The sequence below is a fragment of the Nocardia sp. NPDC056000 genome (assembly GCF_042269265.1).
Lineage (GTDB): Bacteria > Actinomycetota > Actinomycetes > Mycobacteriales > Mycobacteriaceae > Nocardia.
In genome coordinates, this window is record NZ_JBHJXS010000016.1 from 169,868 (window position 1) to 183,428 (window position 13,561).

At 65.8% G+C, this 13,561-nt stretch carries 10 protein-coding genes, 1 tRNA gene, 1 other RNA gene and 1 pseudogene; 2 read left to right on the forward strand and 11 right to left on the reverse strand.

The window, feature by feature from the left end; genetic code table 11:
* Window positions 1–164: 164 nt before the first annotated feature.
* Window positions 165–1,100, forward strand: coding sequence for an undecaprenyl-diphosphate phosphatase (locus ACFC4D_RS39035; RefSeq protein WP_364640410.1), 936 nt, complete (start codon window positions 165–167; stop codon window positions 1,098–1,100).
* Between the two features lie 58 nt (window positions 1,101–1,158).
* Here the strand turns inward: ACFC4D_RS39035 and ACFC4D_RS39040 are convergent, their stop codons facing one another.
* The 11 genes and pseudogenes from ACFC4D_RS39040 to ACFC4D_RS39090 all read right to left on the reverse strand — a co-directional run bounded on the left by ACFC4D_RS39040 (window position 1,159) and on the right by ACFC4D_RS39090 (window position 12,808).
* On the reverse strand, window positions 1,159–2,673 hold the full coding sequence (locus tag ACFC4D_RS39040) for an ArnT family glycosyltransferase (protein ID WP_375966218.1): 1,515 nt from the start codon (window positions 2,671–2,673) through the stop codon (window positions 1,159–1,161).
* Between the two features lie 556 nt (window positions 2,674–3,229).
* Window positions 3,230–3,601: a transfer-messenger RNA gene (gene ssrA, locus ACFC4D_RS39045) on the reverse strand.
* Window positions 3,602–3,729: 128 nt separating this feature from the next.
* A complete protein-coding gene (smpB, locus tag ACFC4D_RS39050; RefSeq protein ID WP_364639102.1) occupies window positions 3,730–4,203 on the reverse strand; it encodes an SsrA-binding protein SmpB in 474 nt (157 codons plus the stop codon).
* A 183-nt stretch (window positions 4,204–4,386) separates the two neighbouring features.
* On the reverse strand, window positions 4,387–5,076 hold the full coding sequence (locus tag ACFC4D_RS39055; RefSeq protein WP_376071066.1) for a slipin family protein: 690 nt from the start codon (window positions 5,074–5,076) through the stop codon (window positions 4,387–4,389).
* 348 nt (window positions 5,077–5,424) lie between these two features.
* Window positions 5,425–5,497, reverse strand: a tRNA-Glu gene (locus tag ACFC4D_RS39060).
* A gap of 473 nt (window positions 5,498–5,970) precedes the next feature.
* Window positions 5,971–7,791, reverse strand: a pseudogene (recQ, locus tag ACFC4D_RS39065) (DNA helicase RecQ); the annotation flags it as partial.
* 165 nt (window positions 7,792–7,956) lie between these two features.
* Window positions 7,957–8,862: a permease-like cell division protein FtsX gene (ftsX, locus tag ACFC4D_RS39070; RefSeq protein WP_376071069.1), complete on the reverse strand. Its 906-nt coding sequence runs from the start codon at window positions 8,860–8,862 to the stop codon at window positions 7,957–7,959.
* The gene (gene ftsE / locus ACFC4D_RS39075; RefSeq protein ID WP_364639110.1) at window positions 8,862–9,551 is read right to left on the reverse strand and encodes a cell division ATP-binding protein FtsE; all 690 of its coding nucleotides are present in this window, start codon (window positions 9,549–9,551) and stop codon (window positions 8,862–8,864) included. Before ftsE ends, ftsX begins: the two co-directional genes overlap by 1 nt.
* A 211-nt stretch (window positions 9,552–9,762) precedes the next feature.
* A complete protein-coding gene (locus tag ACFC4D_RS39080) occupies window positions 9,763–10,620 on the reverse strand; it encodes a mechanosensitive ion channel family protein (RefSeq protein ID WP_375966210.1) in 858 nt (285 codons plus the stop codon).
* A gap of 5 nt (window positions 10,621–10,625) precedes the next feature.
* Window positions 10,626–11,750: a peptide chain release factor 2 gene (gene prfB, locus ACFC4D_RS39085; RefSeq protein ID WP_376071235.1), complete on the reverse strand. Its 1,125-nt coding sequence runs from the start codon at window positions 11,748–11,750 to the stop codon at window positions 10,626–10,628.
* Between the two features lie 200 nt (window positions 11,751–11,950).
* Entirely contained in the window at window positions 11,951–12,808 is an 858-nt protein-coding gene (locus ACFC4D_RS39090) for a helix-turn-helix transcriptional regulator (protein WP_376071071.1), read from the reverse strand.
* 144 nt (window positions 12,809–12,952) lie between these two features.
* On the opposite strand from ACFC4D_RS39090, the gene ACFC4D_RS39095 reads away from it, so the two are divergent.
* A complete protein-coding gene (locus ACFC4D_RS39095; protein WP_376071074.1) occupies window positions 12,953–13,549 on the forward strand; it encodes an NADPH-dependent FMN reductase in 597 nt (198 codons plus the stop codon).
* Window positions 13,550–13,561: the final 12 nt, after the last annotated feature.

Genomic DNA, 13,561 nt, shown 5'->3' on the forward strand with positions numbered 1-13,561 from the left:
GATGATGACGAGGGTCTTGGTCGCGTAATCGCCCGCGCCGGGCGGATCAAGATCGGACATCTCGTACCAATCGGGCGAAAGCTGTTGATTCACAGCATATTCGGAGCTTCGACGGGGCGAACCGACTGCGGGATTTCGAGCGGCCCGTGCGAAACTCGTTCGCGATGCTCACCTACTTCGAAGCGGTTGTCATCGGCGCGGTGCAGGGAGTCACCGAACTCTTCCCGATCTCCAGCCTGGGGCATTCGGTCCTGTTGGCGGACTGGCTCGGGGGCGCCTGGCGCGAACTACCGCAGGACGACGAAAGCCCCTCGGACACACCGTATCTGGCGTTCGTGGTGGCATTGCACGTGGCGACGGCGGTGGTGCTGCTGTGGCACTACCGGCGCGACTGGCGCTCCATCACAACGGGTTTCGCCGTATCGCTGCGCACCGGGCGAATCGATACCGTGCCACAGCGGCTGGCCTGGCTGATCGTCGTCGGCAGCGTGCCGGTGGCCGTCCTCGGCCCGCTGCTACAGCACCCGCTGCATGAGCTGTTCTCCAGTCCTTTCGCGGCCGCGCTCTTCCTCACGCTCAACGGCGTGGCGCTGATCGTCGGCGAGGCGCTGCGCAGGCGCAATGAACCCACGCTCGCGGAGTACGGGCGGCGCTTCGCCCGCCGGGAAACCCGTCGCTCGATGTTCACCACCGCGGAACTGCCACGCCTGCAAGCGGATCGGCCGCTGGCCGCGCTCACCACCGTCGACGCCCTCGGCATCGGCATGGTGCAGGCCGGGGCCCTGCTCACGGGTTTCAGCCGCGCCGGGCTGGCCATGGTCGGCGGCCTGTGGCGCGGCCTGGAGCATGAGCACGCCGCCAAATTCGCCTTCATGCTCGCCACCCCGGCCATCCTGGGCGCGGGCCTGTACGACCTGCACGATCTGTCGGGTGCCTCCAGCTCCGATATCGGCCCGATCCTGCTGGGCGCCTTGGCCTCCGGCATCTCCTCCTGGCTCGCGGTGCGCTACCTCGAGCACCACTTCCGCACCCGGACCCTGCTCGTCTTCGCCCTCTACTGCCTGATCGCGGGCACCGTCTCGCTACTGCACTTCGGCTGACGCCGACGGCCGGACGACGAAGGCCCGGTCCTGATGAACCGGGCCTCGATGGGAGTCGTCAGTGCGTGGGGCGCGTGGTCCATCTCGGATCACGCCACTGGCCGAGATCGAAGTAGAGGGTGGTCATGGAGTCCCACATGGTCGACCAGGACTGCTTGGGGTCCTGGCATTTCCACACCGAGACCATGCGATCGATGCCGGGGATGCCCATCGGGTCGTCGAGCCGGGCCACGCGTTCGACCTTGCCGAAGCGGGAACGCAGGTCGGGTTCGGCGGTGTCCAGGCCGACAAAGACCACCGTGGTGGCACTGTCCGGGGGCGGGCCGAAGAAGCCGAAGCCGCGGCTGGGGCTGTAGGTGGCGGGCAGGTCGTACCGGCCGCCCAGCTCCTCGATGGCGCCCGCCTGCCAATAGCCTTGGGCGACAATGGCGGAGTTCGATTTCTGTTCCGGCGTCAGGGTGCCGTACCCGGTGTCGACGGCCGCAACGAGCTTGTCCCAATTGGTGGTACCCCACAGGCCCGAGCGGAAGCCCAGGTCGATGGCGTCGTAGGTCTGGGTGCGCCAGCTGGACGGCAGCGGCATCAAGGTCAGCGTGCCGATATAGGTCACCACGGTGACCGCGATGAGCGGGATCATCGCGAGGTTCATCCAGCGCTTGCGGTCGAATTGCCAGAAGGTGACCGCACCGAGGGCGAACATGGCGGGGAAGAAGCCGGTCGGATAGTAGGGCCGGCCGTGCGTGATGATGACGAATACGGTCATGATGACGAGCGCGGCCGCGATGAAGCGGTACGGCCGCAGCGATTCCATCTTCCACACGCCCCAGAATCCGGCGGCGATCATCAGGGTGCCCAGGAATCCGGCCAGGCCGAGCCACTGCGGCAGGAATCCGATCGGACCGTAGCCGGTGGCGTCCTGTTCGGCGCCGATGATCTTGCCCATGGCCAGCTGCGGCCAGTTGTGCCGGGACTGCCAGATGAGAATCGGCACCAGAGACAGGGCCAGGATCGCACTCGCCATCCACAGCGCGGGGCGGCGCAGCACCTCCCGGGGACCGCAGGCGATGACCGCCAGGCCCAGGCAGGCCCAGACGATCGGGATCATCCACTTCACCTGCATATCCACCGCGGCCACGAGTCCCGCCACGATGATCAGCCGGTCCTGCCTGGTGCGAACCCAGCGAATGAGCAGCCAGGTGATCACGGCGGTGAGGGTGGCGTCGAAGGAGAAGGTGCTCAGGGCGACCTGGGTCACCACCAGGTAGGACGTCGCATAGGTGCCCGCGGCGAGCATCTGGACGCGGCGATTGCCGCGGAGCTCGTAGGCGATCAATGCCGCCACCACGATCGCGCCGACGCACATCAGCACGGCCGGGAACCGCAATGCGATCAGCGAACCGGGTGCCAGCACATCCGCTATCCGGGCGAAGAGCGGCACCACCACGCCCTGATCGGCGTAGGTGTAGTCGAGTCGCCGGCCGGAGGAAAGGAAATAGAGTTCGTCGCCGAAGAAGTCATAGCGGCCGGCCGTCACGGTCAGCGCTATCCCGGAGATCAATGCGATCAGGGCCACACCGCGGAAAGCGAACTGTGGATGAGGTGGATGAGTATGCCTATCCGAAATAACCTGTGGCTCGGCGCGAAGCGCAAAGACCGATGCCATGAACTGCCCCCAAGAGCTTTCCGACAGACGCGTTCGACGCCGCTACACGGTGGTGTCGCGCGCGATCTGTTCGCTGGTGAACCGATTCCTCCCCGGCAGCGAACTTGATGAGCGCGCACGCTCGGACCTGCTCGGATTGTGCAATTTTGTGAAATATTAGTTTGTATCACTGGAACCCGCAAATGGACCACGGGGGCTCGTGATAGCCGTTTGCTTTGAATGAATGTGACCCAGGTTACGAATTCCGACATTGCCCGCCGACGGCCGGGGATTCGATCCGGAGAAACGGAAATACCTGTTACTCGCCGGTTTCTATTCACGCGCAGTTCCCCGACAGTGACAATACGTGCCAGGTGCCCCCGAAACTATTGGCATGTCTTTATTCTAAAAATATGTTATTTCACTAAGTGGGCGCCAAGTCGATTCAACGACGAAGGCCCGGTCCGTGTGGACCGGGCCTTCGTGTCAGTGGAGCTGCCGGGAATCGAACCCGGGTCCTCCGCCGCATTTTCAGGGCTTCTCCGTGTGCAGTTCGCAACGTCTCTACTCGGATCTCTCAGTCATGCGAACAAGCCGAGATGACGATCCCAGTCGCTGTTGGATGTTCCGTTCGACTCCGCGACCGAGCCGAACGGTAAGCCCTCTAGCTGATGCCAGGGACCGGGTCGAGGGCGAACCCGGGCTGACAGACACGCTCTACTGCTTAGGCAGCGAGAGCGTAGTCGCGCTGATTGGAATCGGCGCTTATAGGGTTGCAGCGACGCTTATACAGTGGTCTCCTGCCTGCACTGACACGCTTCCCCTGAATCAACGTACGCAGTCGAAACCGTTCAGCCCCGTCTGTGTTCACCGATTCGAGTGAACTGCCCGGCTCGCACCGGGCGATTCATATTAACACCACCCAAACAGCGGATCATCCCATTATCCGCGCGTCACGCGGGGTGTTCGCCGATGACGAACCCGGGCTCAGCGCATACCCTTGATCCGGCGGCCGATCTCACGGGTGACCTCGCGCTCGGCATCGCGCTTGGCCAGGTCCTGCCGCTTGTCGTAGTCCTGCTTACCGCGAGCCAGGGCCAGCTCGACCTTCACCTTGCCGTCCGAGAAGTACATGGACAGCGGCACCAGCGTGAGACTGGACTCCTTGGTCTTGCCGACCAGCTTGTCGATCTCGCGGCGATGCAGCAGCAGCTTGCGCGTACGCCGCGGCGCGTGATTGGTCCAGCTGCCGTGCGAGAACTCCGGCACGTGCAGACCACGCAGCCAGACCTCACCGTCATCGATCGTCGCGTAGGCGTCCACCAAAGACGCCTTCCCCTCGCGCAGGCTCTTCACCTCGGTACCCACCAGCGCGATCCCGGCCTCATAGGTGTCGATGATCGCGTAATTGTGCCGCGCCTTGCGGTTGCTGGCGATTACCTTGCGCCCCTTCTCCTTCATGCTCCCTCTATCGTCGCGTCGCCCGGCACGGAACACCTTCCGCACCGAGCTGTGTCCCGGGCGCCGATCCCGGCCCCGGTCGAACCGCTGTCGTCTATATCGCGACCCAGAGTAATGGCCGCGGCCGACCGATTATTCCGGAGCACGTACCCCACTCCGTGCCGGGACCGCGACCCGCGACCCCTACTCCGGGAGTCGTGACCCGATGCCCGCGTCGAGCACGACCTTCGCGCCCGGTGCGGTGGCGACCTGCAGGGTGCGCAGGCGCAGCAGCGCCGGGTGCTCGTCGAGCAACTTGGCGGTATTGGCCAGCGAACGCAGCGCGGCCGCCTCGGCACGGGCCCGCTCCAACTCGGCACGACCGCGCTCACGGGCCAGCACCGTCTCCAGCGCGGCCTTGCGCAGCTCGCCCGGCAGCATCAGATCCTTGGCCCGGAGTCCGGACACCTTGATTCCGAGGTGCTCGACCGCCGTGGCCACGCGCCGTACGTCACCGTTGAGGAGCGCGCGATCAGCGACCAGCTCATCGAGCGTGTGCGCGGCGATCAGATCGCGAACGGCTTCCTGGATCGCGCCGTAGAGCACGGGTTCGGCGTACTGCGCGCCGGTGGTGAAGGCCACCGGATCGGTGACCACCCAGTCGGCGGCGTAGCTCACCCGCACCGAGAGACCATCGCGGGTGAGCAGCTCCTGCCCGCCCACCTGCAGCAGGCGCGGGCGCATATCGACGCTGACCAGTGAGCAGCGCTCGGCGTCGTACCGGTGCCGTCCCGGCTCCAGCACCCGCTCCAGCATGCCGTCCCGGTACAGCAGCGTGCGCTGCCAATCCATCACGGTCGCATAGTTTTTCGTGAACAGCTTCAGCTTCGTCATATCAATCTCCCTGCCGCGCCTGATGATTCGGTGACGACCGGATACGCCCTGCCCGGCACGGCAGGCGGCGGGAGCCTCCCCCGTCCGAAGACGGAGAGCTCGCAAAGCCGCGTGACCGCGGAATCCGGGCAGGGCGCATCACACTAAGGAGTTGAACCTCGACAGGTCGAAGACCTGTGTCACCAGAAAGTTGACCGCAACCGATATGGGGAACGCGCTCCGGAGATTCCGGTGCGCCCCTGACTCGCGGCCGGATTCCAAGGTAGCCAGAACAGCCCGTTTCGCGCGACCGATTTATCGCGGACCCCGGAAATGCGAAAACCCCAGCCGATGGCTGGGGTTTCGTTGTAGTCCCGACGGGATTTGAACCCGCGCTACCGCCTTGAGAGGGCGGCGTCCTAGGCCGCTAGACGACGGGACCAAGGTCGCTCACGATCAACACCGGAAGAATCCGACGCCCACCGTGGCAGCTCCGAAAGCTTATCGTGCTCCCGCCCAGCAACCAAATCCGCTGCCAGCGGCCTCGGACACGGGTCCTTGGCCGTCGGCGAAATGATCGAGCTAGCCGAAGTCGGGCGGGAGTTCGTCGAAGTCGGGAGGCATATCGTCGGGCCAGGGGACATCGTCGTAGGGCGAGGCTGGGCTTGCCGCGGTGGCCGCGCCGGGGCGGGACGAGGGCGGCGGGCTGGACCGGGGGGCGCTCCGCTGCGGTTTCGATCCGGGAGCGGGGTCGCGCGGTGCGTCCGGGGATGACACAGGGCGGGTGGTGGATCGGGTTGCGGGAGTGGCGGATTCGCGGGCTGTGGTGGTGGGCGCGGGGAAGCGGCTCGCGGGCCGGGCCGGGTTCGCGGGCGCGGGGGCTGCCGGGGCGGAGGCCGGGGTGGCGGAGGCGCTGCCCGCCACCACTTCCAGCACGCCTTCGCCGTACTTCGCGCGCTTGTTCTCACCGATGCCGGAGATGGTGCCGAGGTCGGCGAGGCTGGCCGGCTTGCGGGCGGCGATTTCGCGCAGGGTGGCGTCGTGGAAGACGACATAGGCGGGCACGCCCTGTTCCTTCGCGGTCGCGCCGCGCCAGGTGCGGAGGCGTTCGAAGAGGTCGGCATCGCCGGGGGCGAGGTCGGCGGTGGCGCGGGAAGCCTTGGCGGACTTGGCGGTTCGCGTCGATTTGGTGCGTTCGGGTTCGCGGCGGAGTTTGACCTGGCGGCCCTCGAAGAGCACCTCGTTGGAGGATTCGGTGAGGGTCAGCACGCCGTAATCGCCGTGCACCGCGAGCAGGCCCTGGGCCAGCAGCTGGCGGACCACACCGCGCCATTCGATATCGCGCAGATCCGCGCCGATGCCGAACACCTTGAGTTCATGGTGGGCGTGCTGCTCCACCTTGGGGTTTCGCTTGCCGATCAGGATGTCGACGATATGGCCCGCGCCGAAGCTCTGCCCGCGTTCGCGCTTGAGCCGCAGGATGGTGGAGAGCACCTTCTGCGCGGGCACGGTGCCATCCCACGATTCGGGGGCATTGAGGCAGGTATCGCAATTGCCGCACGGCTCCCCCGGCTGACCGAAGTAGGCGAGCAGCTGGGTGCGGCGGCATTCGACGGTCTCGCAGAGCGCCAGCATGGCGTCCAGATGCAGTTGCAGCTGCCGGCGATGCATGGCGTCGCCCTCGGAGGAGTCGATCATCTTGCGCTGCTGCACAACGTCACTGAGGCCGTAGACCATCCACGCGGTGGAGGCTTGGCCATCGCGCCCGGCGCGGCCGGTCTCCTGGTAGTAGCCCTCCACCGATTTGGGCAGATCCAGGTGCGCGACGAATCGCACATCGGGTTTGTCGATGCCCATGCCGAAGGCGATGGTGGCGACGACGACCAGCCCGTCCTCGCGCAGGAACCGCGCCTGGTTGGTCGCGCGGGTGCGGTTGTCCAGACCGGCGTGGTACGGCACCGCCGTGACGCCATTGGCGGACAGGAACGCGGCGGTCTTCTCCACCGAATTGCGGGAGAGGCAGTAGACGATGCCGGCATCACCGGCATGCTCGCCCTGAATAAACGCCAGCAGCTGCTGTTCCGGCCGGTTCTTACCTTCGATCCGGTACTGGATATTGGGCCGGTCGAAGCTGGCCACGAAATGCTTGGCCTCGGTGAGATCGAGCCGTTCGGCGATCTCCTTGCGCGTGGCGGCCGTCGCCGTGGCGGTCAGCGCGATGCGCGGCACATCCGGCCAGCGCTGATGCAGCATGGACAGCGCCAGATAGTCGGGCCGGAAATCGTGGCCCCACTGCGAGACACAGTGTGCCTCGTCGATGGCGAACAGCGCGATCTTGCCGCGATCGAGCAGTTGCGCGGTGGATTCGAGCCGCAATCGCTCGGGCGCGAGGTAGAGCAGATCCAGCTCCCCCGCCACGAATGCCGCCTCGACCGCGCGCCGCTCATCCGGGAACTGGGTGGAATTGAGGAAGCCCGCGCGCACGCCGACCGCGTTCAGGGCGTCGACCTGATCCTGCATGAGCGCGATGAGCGGTGACACCACCACGCCCACGCCCGGCCGCACCAGCGCGGGAATCTGATAGCACAGCGATTTACCGCCGCCGGTGGGCATGAGCACCAGCGCATCCCCGCCGGAGATGACCTGCTCGACGATCGCGCGCTGCGGCCCGCGGAAACTGTCGTAGCCGAACGTCTTCTGCAGAACCTGGTGCGCCGCAGCGCTTCCCGCGTCCATGGGGGCTGCGTTGGCTGCGACGGTCTCGACCTCCGGTGCACTCACCCGCGCAATCCTACGGATCCGGCCCGACACCCGTTTCGCCTTCCGCACACGATGCGCAACTTCGCACCCCCACCCGCCCGGTTCACGAGGTATGCGAATCCCGGGCGGGCGTGAGCGATCTCACTCCCGGACGTAGTACCGCAGTGCCGCGTAGGCCGCGAGCGCCGCGAATCCGATGCCGATCGGGGTGACGATCAGTGCGACGGTCGCGATGTCGTCACCGGTGATGCGCGGCAGCACTTGATCATTGAACAGACTGCCGAGCGCCCGATTGATCACCAGCGGTTGCGCGATGAACAAGCCGCCGATGGCCAGCGCCGACCCGATGGCGGCCGCGAACACCGCTTCCAGCAGGAATGGCAGCTGCGTGTACCAGCGCGTCGCGCCGACCAATCGCATGATGCCGACCTCGGTCTTGCGGGCCAGCGCCGCGACCTGCACCATATTGGCGATCAGCAGCAGCGCCGCCAGCGCCTGCAACGCCGCGAGCCCGAACGCCGCATTGCGAAGTCCGACAAAGAAACTCACCAGCCGGTCGACGATGTCCATATCGTTGAGCACCGTCATGACGCCGGGCCGTTTGGCGAAATCGTCATAGATGGACCGGTATTTGGTCACATCGTTGAGCTTCACCCGGAACGATGCGGGCAGTCCGTCCCTACTCACCTCATCGGCGAGTCCGGGCTGATCCTTGAAGGTGGTCTCCTTGACCTCCTTCACCGCGTCGGCGCTGTTGACGAACTGCACGCTCGCCACATCCGAATGCTTCTTCAGATCCGACATCAGCGTTTTGCACGGTTCCTGCGTGCAGTCCAGATCCGTGCGCGAGACGTCATCGTCCAGATACAGCCGGATCTCGACCCTTTGGACGTAGTAGTCCTGAATCTTGTCCGCCATGCGCACCGCGAGCAGGCCGCCGCCCAGCATGGTGAGCGAGACCGCCGTGGTCAGGATCATGGCGATGGTCATGGTGATATTGCGGCGCAGGCCGGTGAAAACCTCACCGAAAAGGAATCCGAGGCGCATTACCGGCCCACCCCGTAGACGCCCATCTCCTCATCGCGGACCAGCCGGCCGCGATCCAGTTCGACCACCCGCCGTCGCATGGCGTCGACGATGGTGTTGTCGTGGGTGGCCATCACCACCGTGGTGCCGGTGCGATTGATGCGCTCGAGCAAAGTCATGATGTCGGCGCTGGTTTCGGGATCGAGGTTGCCGGTGGGTTCGTCGGCGAGCAGTACCAGGGGCCGGTTCACGAAGGCGCGGGCCAGGGCCACGCGCTGCTGTTCACCGCCGGACAGCTCACTGGGCAGTCGATCGGCTTTGCCGGAAAGTCCGACCATATCGAGCGCTTCGGGGACCGCACGGTGGATGAAGGTGCGCGATTTGCCTATCACCTCCAGCGCGAAGGCGACATTCTGCTCGACGGATTTCTGTTGCAGCAGCCGGAAATCCTGGAAGACACAGCCGATGCGCTGTCGCAGTTTGGGCACTTTGCGGGCCGGTAGCTTATCGACCCGGAAATCGGCGACCCAGACTTCTCCGGCGGTCGGCTTCTCATCTTTGAGCAGCAATCGCATGAAGGTCGACTTACCGGATCCCGATGGTCCGATCACGAAGACGAACTCACCTTTTCCGATGTCGACCGAGACGTTGTCCAGGGCGGGCCGCGTCGAGGTCTTATAGGACTTGGTGACGTTCGCCAGGGTTATCACGGGAGCCCAGTCTAGCGAGACGTGACCGTTACCCGGCCACGCCGCGCAGACACGCCGTTAGCGGGCGGATGGCTCAGTTGGGCCAGACATCGGGTTGCTGAGTACCGAGTTCACGAAGGCCGGATAGTCCGGCCCCGTGGTGGTTTCGGGTTTCACGAACAGGTAGAGAACGAACGTGGCGACCCAGACCGTGATGAGGATCGCCGTGGACTTACGTGTTTTCACTCAAACCCTCCCGGCGGAGCGCCGCGGCCACCCGCACCCGCAGCTCACGACCGACTTCGAACTGTTTGCCCGGCAGTGTCCGGGCCACCATCTTGATATTGACCTGATTGACCGTGAGATCTTCGACACCCATGACGCTGGGCTCGTCCAGCAGCAGGGTCTTCAATTTGCGATCGGCGAACGCTTTCGCACCCACCTCCCGCAGGATTTCATTGACCTTGTTGATATCGGAGGTAGCGGGTACGGGCACGTCGATGGCGGCACGCGCCCAATCCTTCGACAGGTTGGTCACTTTCACGATCTGGCCGTTCGGCACGATGATCACTTCACCGTCGACGCTGCGCAAGGTGGTGACGCGCAACGTGACGTCCTCGACCGTACCCTCGGCCTCCACCGCGGAGCCAGTGACGGCGATGCGCACGACATCGCCGAAGCCGTACTGCCTTTCGGTGATCAGGAAGAATCCGGCGAGCAGATCCTGTACCACGCGCTGTGCGCCGAAACCCAGTGCGGCGCCGAGCACCGCGGCCGGGGCCACCAGACCACCGAGCTGGAATCCCATGCGGCGCAAGACTTCCAGCGCCACCAGGAAGTACACGATGGACAGTACGACCCAGGTGATGACCTGTGCCAGCGCATGCCGGTGCTTGGCCGCCTCGGACCGCACCAGCGAATCGCTGCTGCGGAAGGAGGTGTCGATCTTGCGGGTGATCCGGTCGCGCACGTAGGTCGCCGCGCGCGAGAACAACATCGCACCGACGATGAGCAGCACGATCTCGAGACCGCTGGACCGGAGCCAATTACCTAGGTCGGCACCGGTATTCGCGGCGAGTATCGAACTCATATGACTTACCCCTGGGTGGTCGACTGCTCCCGCATCCGCCAGCGGATTCCGGACTCGATGAAACCGTCGATGTCACCGTCGAGTACGGCCGAGGGATTGTTGACCTCGTAGCTGGTCCGGAGATCCTTGACCATCTGATACGGGTGCAGAACGTAGGAGCGCATCTGGTTGCCCCAGGACGCGCCCTCATTGGTCTTGAGCGCGTCCATCTGGGCGCGCTCCTCCTGCCGCTTGCGCTCCAGCAGTTTGGCCTGCAGCACGCGCATGGCCGAAATCTTGTTCTGGAGTTGGGATTTCTCGTTCTGGCAGGTGACGACGATGCCGGTCGGAATGTGCGTCAGGCGCACCGCCGAGTCGGTGGTGTTGACCGACTGACCGCCGGGTCCGGAGGACCGGTACACATCGACGCGCACCTCGCCGTCCGGGATCTCGATGTGGTCGGTGGTCTCCACCACGGGCAGCACCTCGACCTCGGCGAACGAGGTCTGGCGACGGCCCTGGTTGTCGAACGGACTGATACGCACAAGACGGTGCGTACCCATTTCCACCGAAAGTGTGCCGTAGGCGTAGGGCGATTTCACGGCGAAGGTCGCCGACTTGATGCCCGCCTCTTCGGCATAGGAGGTGTCGTAGATCTCGACGCTGTACTTGTGCCGCTCGGCCCAGCGCACGTACATGCGCATCAGCATCTGCGCCCAGTCGGCGGCGTCCACGCCACCCGCGCCGGAGCGGATATTGACCAGCGCCTCGCGCTTGTCGTACTGGCCGGACAGCAGGGTGCGGACCTCGAGGGCCTCCACATCGCCGTGCAGGATGGCCCGCTCGGCGTCGGCGTCGGCGAGGGCGGAGGCGCGCGCGTCGCCCTCCTCGTCCTCGGCGAGTTCGTACAGCACCGGCAGGTCCTCGAGCCGCTGGCGCAGCTCCTGGACCCGGCGCAGTTCGCTCTGGGCGTGGGAGAGTTCGCTGGTCACGGCCTGCGCGTGGTCCTGGTCGTTCCAGAGTTCGGGATCCGCGGCCTGCTGTTCCAGTTCGTCGATCCGCCGGACCAGTTCTTCGATGTCGAGCACCGACTCGATGGTCTTCAGAGTCGAGTCGAGTTCGGCCAGGTCAGCGGAGACGTCAGGATGCACGGTGTTCAAGGCTACCGCCCCTTTCAAGGTCGATAAACAAAGGGAGACCCGCCGCGTGCGGCGCGGCCGGGTGGGGCGGTCGATACCGCCGGAGAAGTTCGGGCGCGCGGCGGTGCGCGGACACGCGTGCACCCGCCGCGCCACGGTCAAGTGGGTGCGGCGGATTCAGCGATCCGCGAAGGCGTTCCGGGTGCGGCTCTTCAACCGGCGACGGCGCGCAGGCTGCCGGGCTTGCGGCCGATGAGGGTGTCCAGCGCGGTGGCGGTGGATTCGTCGGCGGGGAGGTAGATCATGACGTACTGATCGTCATCGGCCGACAGATGCAGGGTTTCGTAGGCCAGGCGGAGCATTCCGGCTTCGGGGTGCAGCAGGCGGCCGACGCCGTTGTGGTCGGGCAGGCCGGGGATGGTGTCCATGCGCCGGGTGAAATCCTCACCGGCGGTAATGGTGAGTTCGTCCATGAGGACGGCCAATTGCGGATCGGCGCGACCCGGACCCTGTTTGAGGGAGGCGACGCATTTGTCGGCCTTGTGTTCCCAATCCGGATAGGCGGTGCGGGCACGCGGATCGGTCAGGACGAACCGGGCGTAGCTGTCGAGGTCGCCGCCGTCCAGCAGGCCGAGCGGGGCCATCAGACTGCGATAGCCCTCGGTGTAGGCGAGTATCTCGCTGAGGCGGTTCATCACGACGGCGGGCGCGGGCTCGAGCTGATCGAGGATGGCCCGGATGGCCGGGCGCACCTGCCGATTGGGTCCGGCGCCGCCGCTGCAACTGAAGCCGGGATCGGCTCCTTTGCCCAGTTGATGCAGGTGCACGCGCTGGGTCCGGGTCATGCGCAGTGCGTCGGCGAAGGCGGAGAGCACCGCCGCGGACGGATGCCGATCGCGGCCCTGTTCCAGTCTGGTCAGATATTCGACGCTGACCCCGGCGAGGGTGGCGAGTTCGGAGCGGCGCAGCCCGGGCGTGCGGCGGCGCGGCCCGGCGGGCAGGCCCACGTCGGTGGGCGTGACCGCCTCCCTGCGCGTGCGCAGGAACAGCCCGAGCTCGTTGTCACTCACTCTTCGAACGTACCAACTCCGGCGGTGCCGAGAGTAGCCCCGGCACTACCACTCTCGGCACGGTCTCCCTGTCCGGCCGCCCGAATCGGAGAGTTGTCCGCAGCGGCCGATCGGGCCGCCCGGGACATATCGAAGGAGTCCGACATGAGCAGCACAGCTCCCCGCCTCGCGGTGATCATCGGCAGCACCCGCGAGGGGCGGTTCGGTCCGGTCCCCGCGGCCTGGTTCGCGAAACAGGCTCGGCGGCACGGGGTTTTCGAGGTGGATGTCATCGATCTGGCGGATTACCCACTGCCGCACGAGCTTCCGGCGCTGTCACCGATGATCGAGCCGAATCCGCCGCGTCCGGCGGGCACCGCGGAGTTGACCGAGCGCCTGGATGCCGCCGATGCGGTGGTGATCGTGACGCCCGATATCAACGCCAGCTATCCGGCCTCGCTGAAGACGGCCATCGACTGGCATTTCACGCAGTGGCAGCGCAAGGCGATCGGATTCGTCGGCTACGGCGGCAGCAGCGGCGGGTTGATGGCGATCAACCATCTGCGGCATGTGTTCACCGAGCTCAACGCGCACACCGTGCGGGAGTATCTGATCTTCCCGAAGTTCTTCCTGCTCTTCGGCCCGGACGGGGAGCTGCTCGACCCGGCGGCCCCGGAGGCGGCCGCGGCGGCCATGCTCGACCAATTGCGCTGGTGGTCAAGCGCTTTGGCCAATGCCCGCGAACTCAGCGCTTCGGCCTGAGCCGGGGGAATC

Excerpts from the sequence above, each read along its gene's own strand:
- ftsX (WP_376071069.1), bottom strand. The coding sequence starts at position 8,862 with ATGCGCCTCGGATTCCTTTTCGGTGAGGTTTTCACCGGCCTGCGCCGC.
- ACFC4D_RS39080 (WP_375966210.1), bottom strand. The coding sequence starts at position 10,620 with ATGAGTTCGATACTCGCCGCGAATACCGGTGCCGACCTAGGTAATTGG.
- ACFC4D_RS39055 (WP_376071066.1), bottom strand. The coding sequence starts at position 5,076 with ATGACGAAGCTGAAGCTGTTCACGAAAAACTATGCGACCGTGATGGAT.
- ACFC4D_RS39095 (WP_376071074.1), top strand. The coding sequence starts at position 12,953 with ATGAGCAGCACAGCTCCCCGCCTCGCGGTGATCATCGGCAGCACCCGC.
- ACFC4D_RS39035 (WP_364640410.1), top strand. The coding sequence starts at position 165 with ATGCTCACCTACTTCGAAGCGGTTGTCATCGGCGCGGTGCAGGGAGTC.
- smpB (WP_364639102.1), bottom strand. The coding sequence starts at position 4,203 with ATGAAGGAGAAGGGGCGCAAGGTAATCGCCAGCAACCGCAAGGCGCGG.